The organism is Candidatus Saccharibacteria bacterium (genome assembly GCA_016700315.1).
In the GTDB taxonomy this organism is placed as follows: domain Bacteria; phylum Patescibacteriota; class Saccharimonadia; order Saccharimonadales; family SZUA-47.
The window spans coordinates 507,018-530,363 of the sequence record CP065013.1 but is presented as its reverse complement, the minus strand read 5'-3'; the positions used below and the strand labels follow the sequence as shown (position 1 = coordinate 530,363).

Genomic DNA, 23,346 nt, shown 5'->3' with positions numbered 1-23,346 from the left:
TAAACTATTAACTATTGACTCTCACCTACACAAACTCTAGCGGTTAGCGGCTTTTTTTCTGTACAATATAGCTTATGGCTAAACGCGACATTGTACAGAAGAGAGTTATTGCCTTCGCTGTTAGCGGCCTGCTTGCAACCTTATTCGGACTGTTGACGATCAGTTCTCTGGTAAATAATAGCAAGGAGGCTAAGAAGCGTTATGATGAACTGATAGCGATTGATCAATCTGGCGGAGATGTCGAAACCGCACTTACAAGACTACGCGAATTTATTTATGCTCATATGAATACCACAATCGGCAGTCCTACAGGGGTTTATCCGCCGATCCAGCTGAAAGGTACCTATGATCGTTTGGTAGCAGCGGAGCAGGCTAAACTACAAGCTAGTAGTGCAACAATTTATAGCGACGCCCAAGCTGAATGTGAGCGTCGTTTTCCCGGAGCTTTTTTCGGTGGCCCCAGGATACCATGTATAACAGAGTATGTCTCGAGCCACGGCGTTATTCTCAAAGATATACCAGACGGACTCTATAAGTTTGATTTTGTAAGTCCTCGTTGGTCACCAGATGTGGCCGGCTGGAGCTTACTGGCACTTTGCATAGCGCTCATGTCCTTATTCATCAATGGAATTATTCTCTGGTGGTACCGAAGCAAGATTCGCCGATCACTGTAGCGATAAAATGTTGGGCCGATAAGCTAAATCCCCGCCATAAATTCATGGCGGGGATTTCTTAAGAATTAAATCTATCTGTTTGTTGTTGGTGTTGTAGTAGTAGTTTTGTTTGTCGTTGGTGTGGTCGTAGTCGTAGTGTTGGTCGTTGTTGGTGTAGTGCTGTTAGTATTCGTCTGTTGGCTTGTAGCTGCATCTGGGTTTGCTATATATGCTTTGATTGCTTTTACGACCTGCCCGTCGTCTTTGAGATTTTCCCAAAACTGAACCTGGTCACGATTAATGAACATCAGATCTTCAGGCCCGTGTAGTTCGTTTCCTAGTTTAGTCAAACTTATGTCGTTTGCAGTTTGTTGTTGGCCTGGCTGGACTTGTTGGTTAACCCTCAAGTAATATATGTCGCTGAGAGCTACAAAAGAGCTGTTAAACCGAACAATCTTACCGAAGTATACTTGACCGCCAGTTAAGAAAACTGCTTGGTACTTATCTGTATTGACATTACTGCCCTCAGTACTTGTTCGATTGCCGCTTCCGAAAACCAGAAGTCCAATCACTCCCGCCGCGACTAATGCGGAACAAACCAGCATAAATACACTAGCAAGTTTCCCAAAATCTAAAGAAAAGCCTTTTTTCATATTTTTTTCTTCTCTAAATGAGTTAGGCTGAGACATTGTTTGTTGCTGAACTGGCTGATCCTGGTTCACAGGCCTATTGCCACGTGGCGTAAAATCCATAAGTGTTAACCACCCCTTACATTATTTGTTTACTATACAGAGATTAGTGTAATGCATAAGCGGCTTCAAGGGCAATAGTTGTTGTAAGATTAAGTACTATTTAACACCTTACAACAGAGGTGTGCTATAACCTTAAGCACAAAAAGTGTTGACAAGTGTTTTAAGAAGGAGGTATGTTGGTGTTACAAACTAATTTAAGAGGGGAACTAAGAGAGATGGCTTATAAGCACACAAACTCTAAGGGTGTTACTTATCACCTAAACTGTAAGGACGTTACGCTACGTGGCGGCAAAAACCAAAGAATCTATTATTTTTCTAAGGATTCACGCCCAGAAGCTTGCGACCTACCAGCAGGCTATAGCGTTAACGAAAACCCACGTAACGGTTTCCTAACTGTTAAGCGCGGCAAATAGTTTTAAGCTTGTCGATTGCCCCCTATTCAAGTAATAACTTAGCTTGTTAGGGGGCTTAGCTTTTGCAGAAACACTATGGGTAAGGGTTTATGGAAGAAACGAAAGCCAAGACACATGAGTCATGTTCAGTGAGTACTGAGCCAAAAGCTAGGGACTAGGGTCTATGGACTAGGAGCTAAGAGCTAGGGACGAGTTTAGACTTACGCCAACTACCAACTACCAACTACCATTTTGCTAAGGATTTTCGTCCCTGCTAGCCTTTTTCAATGAGGGGAATTTCTGAGCGAAAATCAGTAGCACCAACACGCTCATGCCCAAAAAATGCCATCTCATAACAACTATCGCTGGCAAATTTTGACTGAGCAGAAACAAAATTGCCCAAAATACTGCACGAAACAACGACGATACCAACTCATTTACAGCAAAGAAGACAATTCGATAACCTTCGTGATTCTCGGCCTCATCATGATAGCCTTTTAGATAAGGCATACGCATACCTGTTGTAACGGGATCGTTGATGAAGTTGATTGCAAAAACCGAGCTGAGACTGCCAACAAAAGGCCTGAAAAGATAGACGGCAGCGTTCGACAGAGCGCTAAAACGAAATAGTTCCCCGCCCTTTTTGTCGTCAATCAGTCGTCCGATAGTATGGGTAAAAATTAGCCCTAGCGCGACGCTTAGCGCTGTCATCAGGCCTAATTTACCAAAAACATTATCACCAAAAACTGCAATAGACACAAAAAGTGGCCAGACTATCTGGCAAGACTGGGTGTCTAGATCATAAGCCGTCGAGGCTAGACTAGTACTGAAATTCGTTTTGTAAGGGAATCCACGAAAGGTAATTTTTTGTTTGAGCCTAACTGGCTCTTTGGTGGCGAGAAGCGGTAATGACGACAAGACCATGGTAACAAGTGCTAAGAAAATAGTGTAGCGTGGGTCAAAAAAGTTTGCGATTAGCCCACCAACTAGCGGTCCGATTATAGCACCTACCCTCTCAAAAACATTAACGTAAGATAGTTCTTTGCCGGCATGGTCAGGGTGTCGCACCTTCGACAAATCAGTGTGAAAAGCCACCCAAAACAGTGAGAGGGCTGCCGAACCTACCATTGCAACGCCGTAAAGCGACCAATTTAGAGTCTTCAGACTCATTAGCATGCTAAGATACAAGATTTGAATAATTTGGGACAGCAAAATACTATGCTTGGGCCCAATTCTAGCTATCACAAAAGCAGCCATCGGCGTAAAAAACAGCCGCGCGACAAACCAGCTAAAAAAGAACAGAAAAATCTGCGATAAGTTATAGCCGATTGAGTACAAATACACCGGCACAAATACGTTTACCAGGCTGAGTGCGAGCGAGCGAAGGAGTTGACTGGCGTATATTTCTGCCAGCTCGTCAAAGCCAAGATTACGCCAGTAATGGGTTTGTGGTACAAAACGCTTTAAAAACTTTCTTAACATTTTTTGTTTTTACCTAACTCGACTCTTATTTTAGCACCCTTTTTCGAGTATGATTAGTCTATGCATATCTACTTCGTTGGGATTGGTGGCACAGGTATAGGCCCGCTGGCGATTATCGCTAACCAGTCGGGGTACAGGGTCTCGGGTTCTGACAAACAAGCGAGTAAGTACTTCGACTATGTACAAGAACAAGGTTTATTAGACGCGGCGATTGCTAAGGACGAAAGTCATCTGGCTAAAATCCACGCCACAGCCAAAGTCGACTGGGTGGTTACTACCAGCGCCGCCGAAAAAGAACAAGCAGATCATCCAATACTTGCTTGGGCACGGCAAAACGGCATTAAAGTCACCAAAAGAGATGAGTTTTTGAGCTGGCTTATAAGTGAAAAATCTCTCAAGCTCATTGCCATTGCTGGTACGCACGGCAAAACTACAACCACTGCAATGATGGTCTGGCTTTTCAAACAACTTGGACAGCCTATCAGCTACTCGGTTGGCGCAAAGCTATCATTCGGCGAGATGGGAGAATACAACCCGCAGAGCCAGTACTTCGTCTACGAATGTGACGAGTACGACCGAAACTTTTTGAGTTTTCAGCCTCATTTGTCACTGATATCCGGCATCGCCTACGACCACCCAGACATCTACCCAACAGAGCAAAAATACTTCGAGGCGTTCCGTCAATTTGTTGCGCAATCAGCTACTACAATCTGCTGGGAGATTGACGCCGCAAAGGCACAGCTTCCGTTTAATTCCGACATCATACGCATGAATGAACAGCCGCTTGGTTTGGCCTCTCTTACTATGGCTGGTGAGGTTAATCGACGCAACGCAAGGTTGGTTATGCAGGCGGCCGCTGAACTTTTCCCAGAGGAGGATCTTGTAAAGTTGGCCGATATCATGAACTGCTTCCCTGGAGTTTCACGCCGTTTTGAGAAAATTAGTGAAAATATCTACTCTGACTACGCCCACACACCAGAAAAAATCGCTGGAGCCCTGCAGATGGCTAAAGAAATGGCCGGAGAAAATTTTGTAGTTGTCTACGAGGGCCTACACAACACCCGCCAGCATTTTATAAAAGCTGAACTTAAAGAGTTATTTAGTGGTGCTAAGAAATTTTACATCGTCCCAAGTTACCGCGCACGTGAAGATGAAAGCCTAGAAGACCTAACACCTACAAAACTATGCGAGTTAGTAAAGCAGCCGACGGATAAACAACCTGCCGAATTGAACGATGAACTAAAGTCTGAAATTGCTGAACATGTAGCAGCCGGCGATTTAGTTTTGTGCCTATCAGCAGGTGGTGGTGGCAGTTTAGATGAGTGGCTAAGAAAGAATTTCTAGAATGAAAAACAAAAAAAAAAAAAAAAAAAAAAAAAAAAAAAAAATTACCAAAAAAAAAAAAAAAAATTTTTTAAAACCCCCAACCCCCAAACAAAACCCCCCCCACCCCCCCCAGTTGGGGGGAACCAAAAAAAAAAAACAAAAAAAAAAAAAAAAAAAAAAAAAAAAAAAAAAAAAAAAAATTAAAAAAACAAAAAAAAAAAAAAAATAAAGAAAAAACACCAACCAAAAGCCCAAAAAAAAAACCAACACAACCCCCCCCAACAACAAAAAAAAAAAAAACAACAAACCCCCCCCCCCCCCCCGCCAAAAACCACTTTTTTTCAACCAAAAAAAAAACCACCACACCTTTTTAAAAAAAAAAAAAAAACAAAAAAAAAAAAAAATATGAGGGGGGGGGGGGTTTTTTTAAAGGGGAAAAGTTTGTGAAAATAATTCAGATAAACATATGGTACGGAAAATTGATGTGGCCTTTAGTTGATTTTATCCGAGAGGAGAAGCCAGATATAGTCTGTATGCAAGAAGTTATTTCTTCAGATGTTGATACCTACAGCTTACTTTTCACACTAGAGGAGATTAAAAAGCTAACTGGGATGAAAAATTCGTTCATGTCGCCCACACTCGACTACCGTTTTATGCACGGAAAACTAAGCTTTGGTAATGCAATAATTACAAACTTGCCTATCAGTAAAACCCACGAGGTTTTTACTAATGGGGCTTATGTGTCGGACGCAAATGACAAAACTGATGATTTACTTGAACCAAGAGTCCTCCAACACGCTGTACTAAAAAGTAAAGAGGGCAAAGTTAATATACTAAATACCCACGGTTTGTACGTTGAAGGCACTAAGAATGGAAACAATAAAACTCTATTACAAAACCAGTTAATAGCATCGTACTTGAAGAAACTTAGTGGGCCAACGGTGCTTTGTGCCGACTTAAACCTAAAACCGACTAGTCCATCAATGCGAGAATTTGACTTCTTACGTAACCTCTCAACTGAGGGCAAGCTGAACTGTACCTACCAACCTTCTTTGAGCAATCAGACAGATGTATGCGACTATATTTTTGTAAACAGTTTGGTTAACGCTTCTTCTTTCAAGATGGACGACAGAGTAGTTTCTGACCACAAAGCTCTTATTCTAGAATTCGACATTTAATTTCCCCAGCCATATTCGCTATAAAACTCACCTTTGGCAATGTGCTCAAGCGCATCGCGTTGGGGCGGGACTATATTCCCAGGTAGACTGTTAAGATCTAACCAATCTAAACGTTCAGATTTGTGCTCCTCGGCGTTATGCGGTTCCCCTTCCCATTCGTCTGCCTCGAAATATACATCTATCCAGTCCATGAACTTCTGTGAGGCAATATCTTCGCCGTGGCGGTGTACAACATGAACAACTCTTATGCGGCTGCGATCGATTTTGGATTTTGACACCTACTTCTTCATTAGCTTCGCGGATAGCAGCGTCAGTAAAGGGCTCAAACCATTCTCCTTTGCCGGCCGGTAAACCATAGTGCCCATCCATCCAACCAGTGTTTTTGCGGAGGACCATAGCTACTTTGCTGCCTCGCCTTAAAATTACAAAAGCGGCTACGTATGGCCGGGCTACCTCCGGGTATATATCCTCAAATTTCATCGATCATCTCCACTTCCCTGTAGCTTACCGCGCTCCAACCGACTGGCCAACTTATCGATGTTGGCCTTCGCAAGATCATCTAGAGAAATTCCAAGATCGTGAGCAATAACTGCGATGTACCAGAGTACATCACCCATCTCTTTTTTGACTTTTTCGCTGTCCAGAAGTGCAAAATCAGCATCCTGATCACGAATCCACTTTTTGAAGATAGCTTGTACCTCGCCAGCCTCATCGGCCAGGCCTAAAACTTGTTGCATCAACTCCTTGAACTGATCTTCTTTTCTTAGATTTGTTCGAAGCGCCAAAGCTTGGTATTCATCAAAAGTCATTAACTCTCCTCTTTATACATAATACCCGATACTTTATACTTAATACTATGAGATTCGGGTGGATTTTTGAGAATTTTGATACGTTCAGGACTGAGCTTACCAACTGGGTTGGCCGAAATTACGACGACATAATTAAAGTCCTACTGATAATAATTTTCTGTGCATTTGTTAGTAGTATCGCCAAAAAGTTTTTGACTAAGCTGCTTAAACTGACTATCCGCGAAGATCTTTACCAAACTGCCAAAGACCGTGATAAAAGACTAAAAACACTAGCCGGACTTGGTGCAGGGCTTGTGAGGTTCTTTGTTTGGGTAACGGGGTTTATAGTGGTAATCAACATTCTTGGGATCAATACCGCGCCATTTTTGGCTAGCGCTGGTGTACTTGGCCTAGCACTTGGTTTTGGTGCACAAAAGCTAATCAACGACCTTGTAAGCGGCGTTTTTATCATCAGCGAAAATCAGTACCGTATCGGCGACTACGTCGAGCTAGAAGGTGTTAGCGGCACTGTCGAGGATATCACAATCAGAACAACTGTGCTGCGCGATCTATCTGGCGCAGTCCATCATGTACCTAATGGCTCAATAAACGTTGCTACTAACATGAGCATGGGTTACGGTCAGATAAACTTAGACATCACAGTGGCTGACGATACAGACCTAGACCGCTTGCAATCAATTATCGATCATACTGGCAAAAAGATCGCGGCACTGCCTGAGCTTGAGCACGATGTGATTGAAGCGCCTCATTATGTGCGTGTTGGTGATATCAATGGCTATGGAGTATCCGTAAAAATTATGGGTAAGACTCTTGGTGGTCGACAACTAGAAGTAAAGAGTAGTTTCCTAAGTGAGCTCAAAAAGGCACTACGAGAAAACCAAATAACACTCGCCTACATTCCTAATACATCTACTAACTCTAGTAATTCAAGAACGAAGACAAAAAGAAAATAATCTGCTCAAAAGCCTAAAGGCCTAGAGAAGTATCACTCAAAACTGTATCCGCGAAGTCTGCTTCACTAATCCCATCAATATCTTTTTGTGAGTCATTTACAACTGTTTCTACATCAACACTGGTTGCCTTAGTCGCAGTAGTAGTAGAAGTAGTAGTCGCTGGTTTAGCTGATGAAGTTGCAGGTGCTGCGGCTTTATTCGACTTTAAATACACAAAAACGACAGCTGCAGCAAGAATCAAGCCAATCATAGTGGCGACTAGCACAAGTAGTTTGCGCGAGTGCTTGTGATTGGTGCTTGGCGCAGCGCTGACTGGCGCTACTGGGCTACTTGTCGCAGAATTTGAGGGTGCAGCCACTGCAGCCTGAGCAGATGACTGCTCACCCGCAACAATAGGTTCTTCTGCAGCCTTACTCTCCGCAGGCGGTTCAGCAAAACTAGTTGGTGTCGTAAAGTTGTCTGATGTCGGTGAAGGAGGTGTAACCGCAGAAGCACTTGAAGGTGTTACATCGGCATTTGCAACTACAGGCGTTTGGGTGGAGACAGGTTCAGCCGATACTGGCGCGGCTACCACCTCATTACCTACTTGTGTTGCTGGAGTAGTGGCTTGATTTTCTTCAGGGTTCATTAGTTTGCTCCTTCTGTTTTAGTTTCTGTGCTAGCACCCAGTGCTTTTTTGACTTCAGCAAGTATTTTGACGGTAGTTTGAGTATAGTAGTCACGGAAGTCTTTGGTCTTAGATTTTACAGCGTCACGAGCTGCACGAGAAGCTTCGAGTGCTGCTTTAAATGCAGTTGGATCAGTGGTACAGTCGTTGCCTACAAGGTCATCTAGAACCTGCTTGTAGTCCTGAAGTGCAGCATAAACAGCATCAGCTTTAGCTGACAGGGCAATCTTTTCTGCTCTAACTTTTGCTGCCTGGTCACTGTTGCCTGCAGCCTCTAACTTAACGGCTAACTTCTCTAATCGGTCAAGTACTCCATCGTAAACTTTTTTACGACTTGCTTCAAAATTAGCCGCTTTTGTAGCTTGAGCTTTGACTAAATTCTGAGCAGCCTTGCATTTATTCTTTATCTTGGCTTTGTCGGCTTCACTAAGTTGGACTTTTAGTTTTGCTTTATCTGCTTTTAGGCGATCTTCGAGAGTCGTGCCAGTTCGTTGACGATTCTCGGCGATAGTCGCTACTTTATCAGATCCTGACATTGCCATTACTGTCGACGGTATGACCAAAGACGCCAGCAGAGCAAGCAAAGATACTTTGTACGATACTTTTTTCATTATGCTTATCCTTTTTAGTTCAAATTTATTGTAGCATGAATTCATTTATCGTAAGTCACTCAGCGGATTCAATAATTGCAGATTAGGCGAATAGTAATTCATAAATCACAGGAATTACGCGTTTGCACCTTTTTGGCGAAAATCTCCGTTCCGCGCTCACCGTACGTTAAGTACGGCTCGGCTTTCGGTACTCGATTTTCATCCGAAAATGCACTAAACGCGTAATTCCTGAATCATAAGCTCGATTTATTAAAAATACCGATCAATATTGTCATTTATTATGCGGCCCACATATTCATAAGCCTTGATCCAATAGCCTATAAAAAATTCACACGTCTACTCACAATGTTTAACACCTATAAATCATCAAATTCACATTTCGCCCCTCTGTATAAGGACGGACCTTATACAGAGGGGTTGGGTGTGAATATCGGTGTTTAAGGGCGGCGGGTTAATTATGGAATTTTTCGATGAACTATGATTGGTATCGGTATAATGGATCCATTACTGCTTAACTACCCCTAGCCGCAACTAGGTTGAAGAAAAATCAAATCTATCCTTGGTCTTCTGACGGACTCTAGTTTTGGTAGCTCTCGGCCCCACCAGTGTTTGTGACATCCGTAACTTTTCTGGCTTCGCCGCCGAGCAAACTTAGGACGTACTCAGCAGACTCGTTGGCCGTAACAACTCGATAAGTTATAGTCGAATCACTTAGCCACCGAGTAGGCTGACGTAATCCAGCAACTGTAGCTATAACCTTCTCTGAACCCTGAGCATCTCTAAGCAGTAGCACTCCTTTTCCATCCCTCGTCTCTGTTCTAAGCGATACATTGTTTGGGCCATCATGATAGTCCATGCTCCGGAGGTTTGCTGGCGCTCCGCTTAGTTTCACTGCACTCCCAGTATTTTTTAGCTCATACCAAGTGTTCTGTGAGTTGAAGGCTACACTGTCGTAGCCTGTGCGTACAATACTCCAGACTTCCTTGTCTAAAACAGTTTGCTGATCTTTACCGTCAGGTTTTATTTTACTAAATTTGACACTATCTATATTTACTGCGTAGGCTGAGGGCGCATACAAAACAGACCCATTAAATATTGAGATTTCATTAAAATAATTAGCGCTGGCAAGTTCTTTGTTTTCGTAAGTCTTGTAGTTATAGCTTTTTAGCTTGCTGCGGTTAGGAAGGGCGGCACTACCTCCTTCTTTGACTTCCGCATAAATCAAATTATCTCCAATCCAGTCTATCAGTTGAATACGTTCAGATTCGCTAATTCGATTGTTCTGAGCGCTACTATCTACGATAAACAGTCCATTGAGTAAAAATCCATCGTTGTTGCGGTGACCCTCTCTTGTACTGACTACCGCGGTGACATTGTCGGTCTGATGAGCAAGTATGCTATAGTCTTCTCGCTCTTTGCCGGTTGACTCAAGTAATAATTTTTCATTTTTGCCGTCGGCATCTATCTGGTAAAGATTATAGCTACCCGTACGTTTACTAACATAGATCAGCGGTCGTGATGGCACCATAAACACATCACGGCTCAATTTGTCTGTAACCGTAAACAATAGTTTTTCTTCTCGGTAGCCGTCGGCTTTTATTGTAATCTCTGCATCCTTGTCGGAAGGCTCAGTGACTAGTCTTATTTCACCCTTGTCGTTTGTCTTCGCACTAAATTCTCCGCTAGTTGCTTCGGCCTTGGTGATAGGATTTTCACTGGGGTAATCTTTGAGATTTAAAACATACACCGTACCAGTCGCAGTTAATCCCTCTGGCGGCATTGGGTTACTGCCCCAGCCCAAAACAACATCTCTAGCGATGCTACCAAAGCCGCGTTTTTTGATTTCGAGTGGTGCTTTACCGAGTTTGAGCTTTTCAAAAACTGCTTTACCTTCTTGATCGGTTGTGGCTGTCTGGCCCTGTAGACTAACACTGACATTCTTAATCGGAAGGCGTGTCGAACTATCCTGAACAGTGACTGTACTACTTGATCTTATGCCTAACAAATTTAAGGCTGCATAACGGGAAGCAGGCAGTAAACAAATTATTGAAAATAGTAATACCAAGCCAAAAGCCACGCCCCACTTGACTGCAGGTAAACTAAATATTTCTTTTAGGCGATTCGGCTTGGCAGGCTTGGCTTCAACGACTGCCAAAGAATTGCGTGCGGCATCTTCAGCTTCCAGAAGAGCATCGGACTCTTCGGCCACAATTTCATCAACTGCCGCGTCAATTTCGGCATCAGCAAACTCAGTTTCTGGATCTATTGTGCTAGCCAAATCGAGCTGTCCAACTGGAGTATTTGCAGCCGCCTCTAGATCAAGGTCTTCAATTTTTGAACCCTCCCCGAAAATGTCGATTCCATTTTCCGGCACCTCAGAAGTTGTTGTTTCGTTAATCTCTTCTTCTGGGATTTGCCGATCTTCATTTTGCAACTTGGCATCCTTCTGCTTTTTTGTTGTGGCTGGGGCCTCGGCTGGATTTACCTTGTCTAACTCGGTTTCGTTGCTTTCGAGCTCCGAGACTAAATCATCTCCAATCGTTTGTTCATTACTTAGGCCTGTTAATTCTTCTTTGGGCTGATTATCTGGTGCTTCTGGGGCTGTCTTCACCTCGTTCAACTCTGGCTTTTTGGTCATGACTGGCTCATTTTCATGGACTGGCACAGCACTAACCCCATCTTTGATAGGACTAATCTTTTTGCCTTCTTTTCTGACAGTGATAGAGACTTCAGGTGCACCAGAAACATCTTCTTCGCTTACTGGTAACGGTGTCAGAGCATGGTCTTTTATGACTTTAGCCGATTGTGACTCGTCAGAAATTTTTATCTTCTTAGACTTTTTGGGCGCTGCCATCTGGCAAAGTACTCCCGTTATTGTTTATGCTTATATTACTCTTATCTTACCACGCTCGAGAACGTTAGCATATAATTAATGCATGTTTGAACTAGGCATAATACTTAAAGTTCAAGAGCTGTATAACGCAACCTGCAAGATTTGCGATAAGCTAGATCCTAGCAAAAAGCAAACCATAGGCAGACACACAGAAACTTCACTTCTGGACCTGCTAGAGCTACTAATCATGGCCAAACACGCACCGAAGGCTCATAAGGCAGTTTATCTGATTAAGGCTTCAGCCAAGCTTGAGATCGCTCAGTTTTTGCTGCGTAGTCTGCTTGAGCAAAAGCTAGCCAACGAAACCACGCTACATCAGATAAACGCCAAAACACTCGAGATAGGCCGGATGCTCGGTGGTTGGCTGAAATCTGAGAAGTAAAAAACCCAGGCTATCTTATGGGCCTGGGTTTTAGTAGTGTTTTGCCTTGCCGAAAGGCCGACGCCAGCGTTGTCATTCGCGTTGCCATTGTCCCTGTCGAAGTTAGCCCAACCATCATCCGAGTTGACGCTCGCGACGATCGAGCCGCCGCCCACAGTTTGTTCGCTACCTACTTCGAGCAACCTAATGTTCGAGAACATAAGGTGTTTTAATTCATTTTTGTAGGCAGCCGCACGCGGGGCAAAATACACTTTGTTCTTTGATTCCCGATCAGCGTAATTTCAGAGTTATATACCCAAACTAGCGATCATCTTGGCAATACAAAGCTAATTTCAGTTTAGCAACAAAAAAAGAAGAAAATAAAGATTAAAGCTCAAAGTCTAAGAGTCTTTTCGCCCCGCCGAAAGGCCGACGCCAGCGAGGTCATTCGCGTGGCCACTGCCCCCGTCGAAGCGAGCCCAACCACCATCCGAGTCGACGCCCGCGACGACCGAGCCGCCGCCCACATTGTGGCGTCCCACGCCTAGATCGCGCATATAGTCTCTAGATAGCGGTAATGCACCTGGCTCTGGTCGCAAGTTCCGTCTGAATGCAGTAACCAAAAACGCGTAATCACGGTAACTAGCTCCTCTAAGATCGAGTTCGGGGAAGGTTGCTTCAAAAGCTGAGATATCTTGAGTCAACGCTGAAGTTTGAGTAGTCTTGGCACTAGGATCATACATTTCTTTGGCGTGGTCATCAGCTGGTAGGCCTCGGTGATGCAAGACTGGGTCATAGTCACCTGAGCTTACGCTCAGTAGCAGGCCTCTTAGGGCTACCCTTTTAGCAGGGCCAGCAAGTAGTTCTGGAGTTAGGCTGTCAGCCTCTACACCTGGTACCCATAATTTATCGTAAATAGATGCCTCTTCTACGCCTTCAGGTCTAACTCCATCCATTAGGGCTATTAAGCTGTTAAAGGGTAGATTAGTTCCTGGCACATCAGGCACGATGCGCATAGCCAAACCAGTTTGTTCGAGCGCCACAAGGTCAGTCGTAAAGTCGTTGCGTAACTTAGCCTCATCGCCGCCGCCATTAAAGCCGCCAGCCATACGAATAAGCTCGATACCTCTATCGACTTCTGTCGAAACATCGATAGTTCCTTTGGCAAATCTATTGACATCAAAAACTGGCTTTGGCTTCTCGGGTATCCAGAGACCTTGGACTGTATGACTTTGTGACATTTGATAAACTCCTATTAATTAGACGCTAGTATACATCATTACTACATATTTTGTCAATAATTTGTAATAATTCCCAGTTAATTTCCTTATGCAGTACTTCAAGAAGCAATAATGATCGGTAGCTGGCTACATTTTTAATGCTTACTTTGGCCACTGCAATTTTGCTGGTTTGTTTATCAACTATTAAAAATTTGGAAGTGATCACATGTCCTAAGAAATGTAGGCCCTGCTTAACAGCTACTGCAACATCATTAGTTTGGTGTAGGCTCAGCCCAAGCTCTGTTTGCAAAAATTCTTTTGCCCGCAGCCTCTGCTCATATGCTTGTTTTCTTGTTTTACAAATTAGGATGAAATCGTCGCCGTAGCGTAAATATGCCAAAGGTTTTAGCCGGTGGCGCACATAGCGGTCGAACTCATTTAGGTAGATGTTGGCAAAAATTTGAGACGTCAAATTGCCAATAGGGATGCCAGCTGATGGCTGATGGCTGATGGCTGATGGCTGATGGCTTCGAATTATAACTTTGGATTATCTGCTCGCACAACCAAAATAGTTCACTGTTTGGATCTATTTTTCTAACAATAATGCTCAATAGCTTGTCTTGGTCTACGTAGTCAAAAAACTTGGTAATATCAGCCCTCCAAACATAGCATTCATAGTATTTTTGCAGCAATTTTTGCGTTCTTACTAGAGCCTTGTGCAAGCCTTTGCCCTCGCGGCAAGAAAAGACATCGGGCTCAAAAGAATTATCAAAAATCCCTACTAACTCGTCGTAGACATAGCGGTGAACAACACGATCACAGACCGAAGCCACCGCTAAATCACGACGTTTCTTTTCGCTTATTACAACTCTTTTGTACGAGCCGTGTTTGTAAGTCCTCGTTTCAGTGTCACGAGTAAGTTGCTGAAGATTCTGCTCGACATAATAGGCAAATTCGTCAATCGAAGTACTGTATTTTTTAGCCTTTACGAAGCTTTGCCAGGCTCTATAGATATCGATGTAGCGCATGCAATTATTCTATATTCAGGAAATCCATATTCCATATTCTGGTTTCTTATGTTATGATTAGTCTAATTTTGGTACGCTCCGAGAAGATAATAGTGCAATATATAGCAATCACGAACGATCTCGCGGAAACGGAAATCTAAAAACACCAGAATTAGGGGTTAAAGGACCCGAGTTAAGCGAGATGAACGCAAAACTATACATTAGCAACCTAAGTTACACTCTCACTGAGGACGAGCTACGCGAAGCGTTGGCACAGTACGGTGAAGTAACAAGCGTACGTATCATTACGGACCGCGAAACCAACCGCTCACGCGGTTTTGGCTTTGCTGAGTTCGCTAATGCCGACGACGCAAAAGCTGCTATGGATGGCCTTAACGGTCAGCAAGTTGGCGGACGTGAACTACGTGTTGCAGAAGCACGCGAAAAAGAAGACCGTCGCTAATCTAAACCTTACGGTTAATTAATAAACTCCCCCAACTGGGGAGTTTATTAATTAGAAACAAGAGTCATGAGACACTAGACACGAAAAGTAACGTCTAAGCTAGTGATTTAATGTCTTAAATATTTGGGTAGTTTTTGTTTCGTGCCAGATAGTGATATAGTAATTCTAAAGAGAAATAAGGAGATAGAAATATGGCAACCACGCCCGTAACACCTAATGATGAAGCTGCCAAAATTGCTAAAGGTCGTGAGCAAAATGCCCATCCAGGCTTTTTCTTGCGTTCTGCAACCTGGCTACTGGCACGCTTCCCGCTGACCCGTAACCGCTACCAAAACTGGACGCCAGGACGCCGGATTTTGGTTGGTTGGATATTGTGGATTGTACTACTGCCAATTATCCCAATTGTTGCTGCTATTATTTGGTATTTACACGACCCAGAAGGCTTCAAGAAGAGTCCTTGGGCCAAAGCTTTAATGGCTCTTGTAGTAGTTTGGGCTGGGTATTTTGGCATGGTAGCTACTAATCCTGCTCAAATCGACCAAAACGGTAAATACTCACCTATCCAAACCGCGCCAGACGGTGAGAAAGCCACTCTAGACCAAATCAATGCTAAGCCTGAGTCAGCAGTCACAGAAGAAGCCAAGAAAAAGGTAGCTAACCAAACAAAGAGCAACCCTACCAATGGAAAGAAATTTGAAAACTGTACCGCAGCCTTTGAGGCTGGTGTGTTCGACATCAAACGATCAGATTCGGCCTACCAAAACAAGCTTGACCGCGACAATGACGGCATAGCTTGCGAGAAGTAAGCCTTATTAATTTTTCAAATTTGTCAGCATAATAAAGGAGACCCAGCTTATGTCAGCGGTAGAACGGCAGCTCCAGGCGATCAACCCATCGATAGCCGAAATTATGCAGAGGCATGAATCACATAGCCGGAGCCCGTTGAACCCTCTTGAGGTACTTGCAAGTGCAGCTGGCACTACCCAAGATTACGGCGCTTTGATTGGCCCTCTGAGATCTGGCCTGAGTGGACATTTTGAAGAATTAGACAGCCTACAGCTAGATTACAAACCCGTACTGGCGGCCAGCTACTTGGTCAATCTACTTACCGAAGATAACCTGCCGGAGTACAAGGTACGCATCGATAAAATCGCCGAAAAATCCCCGGAGTTATCGGCTTGGCTAGGCCGCTGGACGGCAGAAGAATACTCTCACGGAACCTTACTGCGCGACTATGGGCTGCTCAGTGGTTTGATTGGGGGTAGTGACGCCGTCATTGACCACGACTCATACCAATCTAGCCGCAACTCTCAACTTGCCAAAGGTACCAACGTTGCGATCGACAGCCTGGCCAAAGGCTTTGCCTACACCGCTCTCCAAGAAGATGCAACCTTTCAGGCACACAACTCAGAGGCTCTGCTTCTGGACAAGATCGGCGGGGTATCTCTTAGAAAAATAGCTGGCGACGAAGCCAACCACCATCAAGCCTACAGCAGTATGGCCAAAGCCATGCTCGACCATTTCCCGGATGAAACAGTCATAGCAATAAGAGATGTGTTCTTCGATTTTTCGATGCCTGGCGAGAAGGGTATCCCCAAATTCTCTGCTCTTGCTAAGACAATCGCTGTTTCGGGACTCTTCGATGTAGCCACCATCAAAAACCTTAAAGCTAAGCTTGTAGGCCCAAAAATCTGGGACATCGAAAACCGTCAGTTTGATAGTAACGAGGCCAAGCGTGCCCAGCAAGAACTGCTGGATGGCGACCCAAGAGACGACCGAAAAATCTCCATTTTAAACAGCGTTAGGCAGAAACTAATTGAGAAGAGCCAAGCAAGTGGCGGCTTACGCCCGTTTATCCTTGGGGTAACCGTGACTAAGGAGGAGCTGCGGGCAGTTGCATAAAAAAGAAACAGCCCGGAGGGCAATCTACCAGCCGCCGCCGCCTCCGCCGCCGCCTCCGCCGCCAGAGAAACCACCGCCACCAAAGCCGCTCCCACCAGAACTACTGGGTGCCATGAAAGCACTCTGGCTAGTTGAGCTGAACGAAGAGAGAGAGTTAGCGAAAGCCGCGCCTTGGAAAGTGGCGATATTACCGCTATACCACTGTGGTGGTTGGCTGTAGAGCGGCGCAAACTCTTTGGCCCAGTCTTTATCAAGCCCGAAAAGTATGGCATAGGGAAGCAATCTTTCGAAAAGTTTTATCTTATCATTGTCACTAACCGGACCTGCTAGTGTGCGCTCGGCCGTTTTTAGCCCCTGCGAAAACTCTAGACGCTCTTTTTCGGCCAGCTTCATGTACATCTTTAACCCTTCCAAATACTGTTTCGCAGCCACGCCCTCCTCTGTTCTTTTGGGCATAATACCACTAAAAATCATAACCAGTATTCCTCCCACAAAAAATCCCGCAGTCAGAAAGCTTAGTAACGGTATAAAAAACCCAACAAACGAGACAACTACTATCAGGCCACCGATTTTGAGGAAATTTTTGCGGGCGTCACGAGGCGCCTGGGCATAAAACTGCCGAGCAGCCAAACTCTCGCCCACTGCTTTGTCTGACTCGCTAACTGTTTTATAAAGTTTGTTAGTTAGATCGTTCAGCTTTACTGCACTTCCAACAACTGGCTCGCCACCGAACAGGTCGCGTGCCACCGCCAGCTCCTCCGGTGGCAAAGCTGACATATCTCGGACAACCTTGATGGTGTACTCCAGCTTATCTTTGAAAATCTTCTTAATCTTAGTCTCCTCGATCACAGCATAGTGCTTAACGGCCCAATCTAGCATCAGTGCTGTGATTGCTTGCGGCCTCAAACGCTCGTTTAGAAGTAGCTCGCTATCAAGCACCGATAGACCTTTTGGTGGTATGTACTCTGGCACAACTGAGTTGAGTGACTTTGGATCCCTGCCCTGCGTGCGCCATCTCCTGATGATGAAAAAAATTGAACCTAGTATAGGACTTATAACCGCCGTGAGCGCCGCAATGATCATGTTTCTCAAACGCCTCTTCTCGGCGGCAATCTCTGGCCCAATAACAAAACTGCCCTTGTTAAAACCGACAACTATCGTCAGAGTCTGACCGCCGCTTAAACTTTCAAGGGTTTTAGCACTAATAACAACGTCAGCAACACCTCCACCGCGCTCAATACTACAGCCAGACTGATTATTAGCTCCATAACGTCCACTAAAACAAGATTGATCTTCAGTAAGTAAACCGACCAAATCGCCTTCTATATGCAATCGAGCTGTTACTCGTTCAAAAGTCTGTGACCATTGATCGCCATTAACGTCCCAATAAAACTCGTCTTGGTCCTGAAAATTGATGACATTTTTCAGCCTATAACCAATGACATAGGTAGTTACGCCGTGAACATATTTATCTTTATTGCCGATTCTAAGAATTAGGTTCTTGTTCTCGTGAAGGCTGGAGAATTCTAAAGCAGCACCACTCTGGTCTCGGACATAGTCAATCACAAGACTTACAGTGTGACCCTGATATTCTTCGGGAATCGCCCGTTCTATACCGTGATTCTGATCAAAGCTCGGAAATTCGGCAACTATCCTCTCCTCGACTCTAAGTTGGCTGGTCTTATTAGCATCACGCGACAAGTAATAGTCTGCCTCAAAAGACTTAATAGTGAAATTATTTACGTCGTTTACGCCCTGAGCAGAAGCGGCCGCAGGAAAAAGCAGCAATAGAAGCGCCAGAACTGAGCCGAGCCTCCTAAACACGCTGCCTCCCTTCTTATAAGATTACTGCTTTTCGCCAGTAAATTTTTCTTGTGCTGCGTCAACTACCGAGTCACCCATGGTACCAGGAACAGCATCTTGAATCTTATCAACTACACTGTTGATTTCTTCGGCGTTGTTTTGAGCAAGATCTTTTACTTTATCAACTAAATCACCTGCACCTTGCACTGAATCGGTTTTCTTTTTCTTAAAAAAATCTAGAAATCCCATAATTTTCCCTCGCTTAGTTTGTAACTTCATTGTACTGCAAAACATCAGCACGTACAAAAATCTTAAGGTTATCGTCCGAAGTATTATTAGTTTTGTTTATACTTAAGCCCCAGTTTGAACTTGATCAGAACATAAAGCAGTGCTGTTACGATAACAATATAGAGAGCGAAAGCATAATTCTCCGCCTTCCAATCCTTAATCGTTAATAATGTCAGGCTCGACGCGATAAATGCTAGTAGGAATGTTATGGAATGCTCCGTTTCTGGCTGATAAAAAGACTTACTTATTGTAGGTAAAGCCGCCATAAGATCAGCCAACACACTCAGAAGTATCGCCAATAATCCTTTCCCTGTAGATAGCCAGAGAATTAACGCAAACAGTGAAACGCTGCCGCATAAATAATCGAATCGTGATGCTTGCCAGAAAGCCTTTTTGTTCATGAGCGACGCAATAAGCACTAGAAGTGGCATAAAGCCATTCATAAAAGTACTAAGAGCTATCAGCCCAACCCCCTCGCGGAACTGTGCAGATGCTGCAATTAACGGCGCTAGAGCCCACAGAAACCAAGTTACTCGATTTGGCTTGGCCCTACCTTTCAGGGTTTCAATAACGTATGAGCCGGTACCAATCACATTAAGAATCGCTCCCAGATATATAAAATTCTCGTCGATCATTATACTAGTCTAGCAGGTTTTTAACTTTGGCCTTCTTGTATGCTTGATAGGTCATGTACGTTTTTGAGTCAACCACCCTGTCAACAAACAAAATGCCATTTAAATGGTCGACTTCGTGCTGTATAACATGAGCAGGCAACCCCTCAAAAGCTTTTGTGTGTTTTTTTGCATTTTCGTCATAGTACTCTAGCTCAATTCTTTTATACCTTGGCACTTTGGCAAACAGCCCAGCCTTGCCGGCGCCACTGCTAATACAACCCTCCCACATCTGCATTTTACGCCCAAAAGTTTTAGTAACTTTAGGGTTAATTATATTTAGATCTAAGGCATCGACCTCTGGTCGAATTTTGGTAGGGTGGATTCTTATCACAGCAACTGCCACGCTAATACCAATTTGCGGAGCCACCAAACCAACACCTAGCTTTTTATCTGCCAATGTCGCAGCCAAAAGACTAATCAAGTTTTGAACAGTGGAGCTCTCTATTTCTTTTGGATTAACCTTGTTAGAGTTTTGGCGTAAGATTGGTTCACCAAACTGAGTTACCTGTGAATTCTTCATGTTATTGCTGGTAAAACGTATGTTGTCATTAACGGTATGTAAATTATTGCAAAGATAGTACTAATAAAGACCATAAACGCAGTTTTTTCTGGTTCAGTTTTTAGTAATGTGGCATAGGCTACTGTATTAGCGGCTAGTGGCACTAAAGATATCAAGAAACTAACGTTATATAGATTGTTAATATCATTGAATATTTGCCAATAGTTTTTATCTAACACTATCAGTAAACCAACCACGATTGGCCACAATATGAATTTAAATATGAAAGCTCGTTTCAAGGCTGGCAAATCGACGTGGTGCCGCCTAAAACCTGCCAGAGCAGCCCCAACTACAAAAGATCCCAAAATTACGTACGCACCCCTAAAATTCGGAACAAAATTCTCATATACACTACCTAAACTTATATTCATGAAATTCAGAATTAGAGCAAGTAAAAATGCATAGAGCATCGGCAAATGCAGTAATTTATTGATGCTTTCCCGAGCAGAGTAGCCGCCCCTAGCTGCCAAAAAGAAGCCGACGGTGTTTTCGTACATCACAAACCCAAAGGTCAAAAGCACTGCTAAACCAATTATCGAGTCACCAAATAAAGCAATAGCTACCGGCAAACCAAAATAGCCAGTATTACCACTGCCGGCCGTGAACGCCAATATGCCACGCATACTTTGTGGTTTAAACTTTTTATTTATTACAAAAGACAAAGTTGCTAAACAAGAGCTGATACAAAAGAATATTAACGGAACTAAAAGTAATTTACCGCTCAAATCCAGCGAGTATACCCCGCTAAATATTACAACTGGCGCAATTAAATAAATTAGAATTTTGACTAAAGTATCTTTATCTAATTTATGTAATCTTGTAAGCCAGAAACCTAGCCCGATAACAATGTAAATCGGTAAAAGTTTTAGTATTAGTGTGACAAAAACGCTCACGGTGCGAGGCGGTTAATGTCGCGTGGAAAGAGCGAGGCTTCCTTAACGTTTTTGAGCCCGATGACTCTAGCAGTCAAACGCTCTAGACCCAGCCCAAAACCACCGTGCGGTGGCAGACCAAACTTAAATGCCGACAGATACGCCTTATAGCCATCCTCGTCTGGGTTAAGCCCCTGCTTTTTCATCTGCTCTACCAGTTTGTCATAGCGGTGTTCGCGCATAGGGCAAGTCATAATCTCGATGCCACGGAACAAGAAGTCGCTTCGCTCTGCAATTTCAGGATTGCCATCTTCTGTTTTGTGGTAGAACTTCATGCTGGCAACTGGCCACTCGGTCACAAACACGGCTTCGCTACCCTTGTTTTTCTTGGCCCACTCACAGATCCAGCGTTCTTCGTCTGGGCGCAAATCTTCCTCGCCGATAGTTGAAGTTCCAGTGGCTTTGGTATAAAGCTCATGAACCTCGTGCATTGGTATAGCTACATGATTTTCACTTAGAATTGGCTTGGTAGCGTTCCAAAGCTTCAGCTCATTAGCGCATTGTTCCCAAACTCGGTCGACAACATATTTGAGTAAGCCATGCGCAAACTCACGCAGTTCCGGGAAATCAATAAAGCCCATTTCACAATCGATAGTCACATATTCGGTCATGTGCCGGCTAGTGGCCGAAGGCTCAGCGCGGTAAGTACCGCCCATCTCAAAAACTCGCTCAAAAACGCCAACCATAATTTGCTTATAAAACTGAGCACTTTGAGCTAGTGAGGCAGTTTGACCAAAGTAATCCATCGTGAATACTTCGGCGCCGCCTTCGGTTGGCTTGGCAAGTAGCTTTGGTGTTTTCATCTCCGTAAAACCGTTCTGGTAGAAGTACTCACGAGCAGCTTCCATAATACGGTCTTGAATTTTAAAAACGGCGGTTTCGCGCAAGTTTCTTAAGGTAACTACTCTGTGGTCTAGTAAAGTCTCCAGCGCCTCGCCCTCGTGGCTAATGGGCTTGTCGATTTCGACCGGTGGCTCATAAGTCACCGGCACCATCACTGTTACAACTGGCTCGTGAATCTCAGCGCCGCCTGGTGCACGCGGTTCTTCAATGACATTACCGCGTACCTCTAGCACTGTGCCTACCTGCAAACCTCGAAGTTTTTCTACTTCGTCTTTGTTCTCGATCAATATTTGAGTTAGTCCATCTCGATCACGCAGTGAGATAAATGTTAGTCCGCCAAGTAAGCGTTTTTTGTGCAGCCAACCTTTGACAATCGCTTGCGAGCCAACCTTAGTTTTTAATTGGTTAGATAATGTTCGTTCCATATTATTCTCCAAATTAGTCTTAATTTGTCTGGCTGATTTTGGGTCGTGAACTAAAGCAACTCGCCGGTTGTTAGTCGACCCGTGGATTGCTATCGTTATTTACCAAAACAAATTTCATTTCTAAGCTATTTTACCACTGTTTCACTTGGTTGAACAGTGCTTGGGCCGACCAGCCCACCTACTAGCTGCTCCAACGTCAAAAGCCCCACAACATCGTCGAAGCGATTTGTGACCAGAAATACCTGCGCATGGCTAGTTCTGTAAATATCTAACACCTCAAGCAAGCTGAGTCCTTCGTCGATAAAAGAAACGTCCGTCACCGCTGCCTTGCTAACCTTGCCCCCTGTTTTCATAGTCGTTAGTCTTGGCAGCGACACCACACCAGCCACATGATCTTGGCTTCCTTCAGTCATCGGAAACCATTTCTGGCCAGTTTTGTGGAGTTCGTCCATCACAATCGGGCCAACTTCTGTGGTAGAGCTTAAAACGGGCAGTTTTTCTAGGGGCGTCATGGTTTTTCTGACCTTCAGGGTCTTATACTTCAAAGCGCGCTGAATAAGCTCAATCTCACTTTTATCAATATCCGACATCGGAGACTGCTCATGGCGATCCAAAATAGCAAAAAGGTGTTCCCGACTATAGATTATCGGTTGGGCACGACCATAACGTTTATCAAGTAGCTTCGCTACTGGCCAGCTTAACGGCTTGGTGATGAATAGGATCTTCCCCAAGATTTTGCCAAATGTGTCCATTCTGGGCTTCAAGAATGCTGGCAGACTATGCGCACCCCATACCTCGCCGACAATTGTCAACACAAATGTAGCCAGCAAAACTGACGGCAATAGCGAAAACAACTTTGATAAAGCAAGTATAAAACCAATTATTGCCAGCCACTGCCATATCACCAAACCAATTAGTGGTTCATAACCGGCTTGCTGCATTGCATACAAAGTACGCGCGCCTTTACGCTTTAACTGGGCTGCCTTTTTGGATTCATAATGGCCAACCCTACCCATGAGTACGATCAAGGCGCGAAAGAAAATACTAGCCAGACCAAACAAAACGCTCAAGGCTATCAATATTTTCGTATTCATAAACCTATTATAACTCGACTTTCATTCAGCGCACGTGTGCTAGAATATAATCTGAAATA

28 protein-coding genes are annotated in these 23,346 nt (G+C 44.1%); 11 read left to right on the top strand and 17 right to left on the bottom strand.

Annotated features, from left to right (window positions below):
• Positions 1 to 74 precede the first annotated feature (74 nt).
• Positions 75 to 674, top strand: coding sequence for a hypothetical protein (locus tag IPO96_02705; GenBank protein ID QQS64475.1), 600 nt, complete (start codon positions 75 to 77; stop codon positions 672 to 674).
• 71 nt (positions 675 to 745) lie between these two features.
• Here the strand turns inward: IPO96_02705 and IPO96_02700 are convergent, their stop codons facing one another.
• On the bottom strand, positions 746 to 1,405 hold the full coding sequence (locus IPO96_02700; GenBank protein ID QQS64474.1) for a hypothetical protein: 660 nt from the start codon (positions 1,403 to 1,405) through the stop codon (positions 746 to 748).
• A 215-nt stretch (positions 1,406 to 1,620) separates the two neighbouring features.
• Here IPO96_02700 and IPO96_02695 point away from each other — a divergent pair, with 215 nt between their 5' ends.
• Positions 1,621 to 1,818 (top strand): hypothetical protein, encoded by a 198-nt coding sequence (locus IPO96_02695; GenBank protein ID QQS65410.1) that lies wholly within the window; start codon positions 1,621 to 1,623, stop codon positions 1,816 to 1,818.
• A gap of 234 nt (positions 1,819 to 2,052) precedes the next feature.
• On the opposite strand, the gene IPO96_02690 is transcribed toward IPO96_02695, so the two are convergent.
• Positions 2,053 to 3,279 carry an MFS transporter gene (locus IPO96_02690; protein ID QQS64473.1) on the bottom strand — a complete coding sequence of 409 codons (1,227 nt, stop codon included), beginning with the start codon at positions 3,277 to 3,279 and terminating at the stop codon, positions 2,053 to 2,055.
• A 60-nt stretch (positions 3,280 to 3,339) separates the two neighbouring features.
• Between IPO96_02690 and IPO96_02685 the strand changes: the two genes are divergently transcribed.
• The 3 genes from IPO96_02685 (at position 3,340) to IPO96_02675 (ending at position 5,783) form a co-directional block, all read left to right on the top strand.
• Entirely contained in the window at positions 3,340 to 4,623 is a 1,284-nt protein-coding gene (locus IPO96_02685) for a hypothetical protein (GenBank protein ID QQS64472.1), read from the top strand.
• 1 nt (position 4,624) lies between these two features.
• Positions 4,625 to 4,834: a hypothetical protein gene (locus tag IPO96_02680; protein QQS64471.1), complete on the top strand. Its 210-nt coding sequence runs from the start codon at positions 4,625 to 4,627 to the stop codon at positions 4,832 to 4,834.
• Between the two features lie 214 nt (positions 4,835 to 5,048).
• Positions 5,049 to 5,783, top strand: coding sequence for an endonuclease/exonuclease/phosphatase family protein (locus IPO96_02675; GenBank protein QQS64470.1), 735 nt, complete (start codon positions 5,049 to 5,051; stop codon positions 5,781 to 5,783).
• A gap of 135 nt (positions 5,784 to 5,918) precedes the next feature.
• On the opposite strand, the gene IPO96_02670 is transcribed toward IPO96_02675, so the two are convergent.
• A complete protein-coding gene (locus IPO96_02670; GenBank protein QQS64469.1) occupies positions 5,919 to 6,263 on the bottom strand; it encodes an NUDIX domain-containing protein in 345 nt (114 codons plus the stop codon).
• Positions 6,260 to 6,592 carry a nucleoside triphosphate pyrophosphohydrolase family protein gene (locus IPO96_02665; GenBank protein QQS64468.1) on the bottom strand — a complete coding sequence of 111 codons (333 nt, stop codon included), beginning with the start codon at positions 6,590 to 6,592 and terminating at the stop codon, positions 6,260 to 6,262. Before IPO96_02665 ends, IPO96_02670 begins: the two co-directional genes overlap by 4 nt.
• A gap of 47 nt (positions 6,593 to 6,639) precedes the next feature.
• Here IPO96_02665 and IPO96_02660 point away from each other — a divergent pair, with 47 nt between their 5' ends.
• Entirely contained in the window at positions 6,640 to 7,545 is a 906-nt protein-coding gene (locus tag IPO96_02660; protein QQS64467.1) for a mechanosensitive ion channel family protein, read from the top strand.
• 13 nt (positions 7,546 to 7,558) lie between these two features.
• Here the strand turns inward: IPO96_02660 and IPO96_02655 are convergent, their stop codons facing one another.
• From IPO96_02655 to IPO96_02645, 3 genes are all read right to left on the bottom strand, one after another.
• The gene (locus IPO96_02655) at positions 7,559 to 8,173 is read right to left on the bottom strand and encodes a hypothetical protein (protein ID QQS64466.1); all 615 of its coding nucleotides are present in this window, start codon (positions 8,171 to 8,173) and stop codon (positions 7,559 to 7,561) included.
• On the bottom strand, positions 8,173 to 8,823 hold the full coding sequence (locus tag IPO96_02650; GenBank protein QQS64465.1) for a hypothetical protein: 651 nt from the start codon (positions 8,821 to 8,823) through the stop codon (positions 8,173 to 8,175). Before IPO96_02650 ends, IPO96_02655 begins: the two co-directional genes overlap by 1 nt.
• A 577-nt stretch (positions 8,824 to 9,400) precedes the next feature.
• Positions 9,401 to 11,677, bottom strand: coding sequence for a hypothetical protein (locus tag IPO96_02645; protein ID QQS64464.1), 2,277 nt, complete (start codon positions 11,675 to 11,677; stop codon positions 9,401 to 9,403).
• 82 nt (positions 11,678 to 11,759) lie between these two features.
• On the opposite strand from IPO96_02645, the gene IPO96_02640 reads away from it, so the two are divergent.
• Together IPO96_02640 and IPO96_02635 are read left to right on the top strand one after the other, a co-directional pair.
• Positions 11,760 to 12,098 carry a four helix bundle protein gene (locus IPO96_02640; protein QQS64463.1) on the top strand — a complete coding sequence of 113 codons (339 nt, stop codon included), beginning with the start codon at positions 11,760 to 11,762 and terminating at the stop codon, positions 12,096 to 12,098.
• Between the two features lie 17 nt (positions 12,099 to 12,115).
• Positions 12,116 to 12,310: a hypothetical protein gene (locus IPO96_02635; protein QQS64462.1), complete on the top strand. Its 195-nt coding sequence runs from the start codon at positions 12,116 to 12,118 to the stop codon at positions 12,308 to 12,310.
• 168 nt (positions 12,311 to 12,478) lie between these two features.
• On the opposite strand, the gene IPO96_02630 is transcribed toward IPO96_02635, so the two are convergent.
• The 3 genes from IPO96_02630 to IPO96_02620 are packed head-to-tail and all read right to left on the bottom strand — an operon-like array spanning position 12,479 to position 14,325.
• Positions 12,479 to 13,318 (bottom strand): hypothetical protein, encoded by an 840-nt coding sequence (locus tag IPO96_02630; GenBank protein ID QQS64461.1) that lies wholly within the window; start codon positions 13,316 to 13,318, stop codon positions 12,479 to 12,481.
• A gap of 25 nt (positions 13,319 to 13,343) precedes the next feature.
• Positions 13,344 to 13,835: an RNA-directed DNA polymerase gene (locus tag IPO96_02625; GenBank protein QQS65409.1), complete on the bottom strand. Its 492-nt coding sequence runs from the start codon at positions 13,833 to 13,835 to the stop codon at positions 13,344 to 13,346.
• Positions 13,732 to 14,325: a hypothetical protein gene (locus IPO96_02620; GenBank protein QQS64460.1), complete on the bottom strand. Its 594-nt coding sequence runs from the start codon at positions 14,323 to 14,325 to the stop codon at positions 13,732 to 13,734. Before IPO96_02620 ends, IPO96_02625 begins: the two co-directional genes overlap by 104 nt.
• A gap of 181 nt (positions 14,326 to 14,506) precedes the next feature.
• On the opposite strand from IPO96_02620, the gene IPO96_02615 reads away from it, so the two are divergent.
• From IPO96_02615 to IPO96_02605, 3 genes are all read left to right on the top strand, one after another.
• Positions 14,507 to 14,767: an RNA-binding protein gene (locus IPO96_02615; GenBank protein ID QQS64459.1), complete on the top strand. Its 261-nt coding sequence runs from the start codon at positions 14,507 to 14,509 to the stop codon at positions 14,765 to 14,767.
• Between the two features lie 191 nt (positions 14,768 to 14,958).
• The gene (locus IPO96_02610) at positions 14,959 to 15,573 is read left to right on the top strand and encodes an excalibur calcium-binding domain-containing protein (GenBank protein ID QQS64458.1); all 615 of its coding nucleotides are present in this window, start codon (positions 14,959 to 14,961) and stop codon (positions 15,571 to 15,573) included.
• Positions 15,574 to 15,622: 49 nt separating this feature from the next.
• Positions 15,623 to 16,669 (top strand): acyl-ACP desaturase, encoded by a 1,047-nt coding sequence (locus IPO96_02605; protein QQS64457.1) that lies wholly within the window; start codon positions 15,623 to 15,625, stop codon positions 16,667 to 16,669.
• Positions 16,670 to 16,693: 24 nt separating this feature from the next.
• On the opposite strand, the gene IPO96_02600 is transcribed toward IPO96_02605, so the two are convergent.
• From IPO96_02600 to IPO96_02570, 7 genes are all read right to left on the bottom strand, one after another.
• A complete protein-coding gene (locus tag IPO96_02600) occupies positions 16,694 to 18,493 on the bottom strand; it encodes a DUF2207 domain-containing protein (protein ID QQS64456.1) in 1,800 nt (599 codons plus the stop codon).
• A 21-nt stretch (positions 18,494 to 18,514) separates the two neighbouring features.
• Positions 18,515 to 18,721: a hypothetical protein gene (locus tag IPO96_02595; protein QQS64455.1), complete on the bottom strand. Its 207-nt coding sequence runs from the start codon at positions 18,719 to 18,721 to the stop codon at positions 18,515 to 18,517.
• An 86-nt stretch (positions 18,722 to 18,807) separates the two neighbouring features.
• Entirely contained in the window at positions 18,808 to 19,395 is a 588-nt protein-coding gene (locus tag IPO96_02590; GenBank protein QQS64454.1) for a hypothetical protein, read from the bottom strand.
• A gap of 4 nt (positions 19,396 to 19,399) precedes the next feature.
• Positions 19,400 to 19,954: a peptide deformylase gene (def, locus tag IPO96_02585; GenBank protein QQS64453.1), complete on the bottom strand. Its 555-nt coding sequence runs from the start codon at positions 19,952 to 19,954 to the stop codon at positions 19,400 to 19,402.
• A complete protein-coding gene (locus IPO96_02580) occupies positions 19,951 to 20,886 on the bottom strand; it encodes an AEC family transporter (GenBank protein QQS64452.1) in 936 nt (311 codons plus the stop codon). Before IPO96_02580 ends, def begins: the two co-directional genes overlap by 4 nt.
• Positions 20,883 to 22,193 carry an aspartate--tRNA(Asn) ligase gene (aspS, locus tag IPO96_02575; protein QQS64451.1) on the bottom strand — a complete coding sequence of 437 codons (1,311 nt, stop codon included), beginning with the start codon at positions 22,191 to 22,193 and terminating at the stop codon, positions 20,883 to 20,885. Before aspS ends, IPO96_02580 begins: the two co-directional genes overlap by 4 nt.
• Positions 22,194 to 22,318: 125 nt before the next feature.
• Positions 22,319 to 23,287 carry a hypothetical protein gene (locus tag IPO96_02570; protein ID QQS64450.1) on the bottom strand — a complete coding sequence of 323 codons (969 nt, stop codon included), beginning with the start codon at positions 23,285 to 23,287 and terminating at the stop codon, positions 22,319 to 22,321.
• Positions 23,288 to 23,346 lie beyond the last annotated feature (59 nt).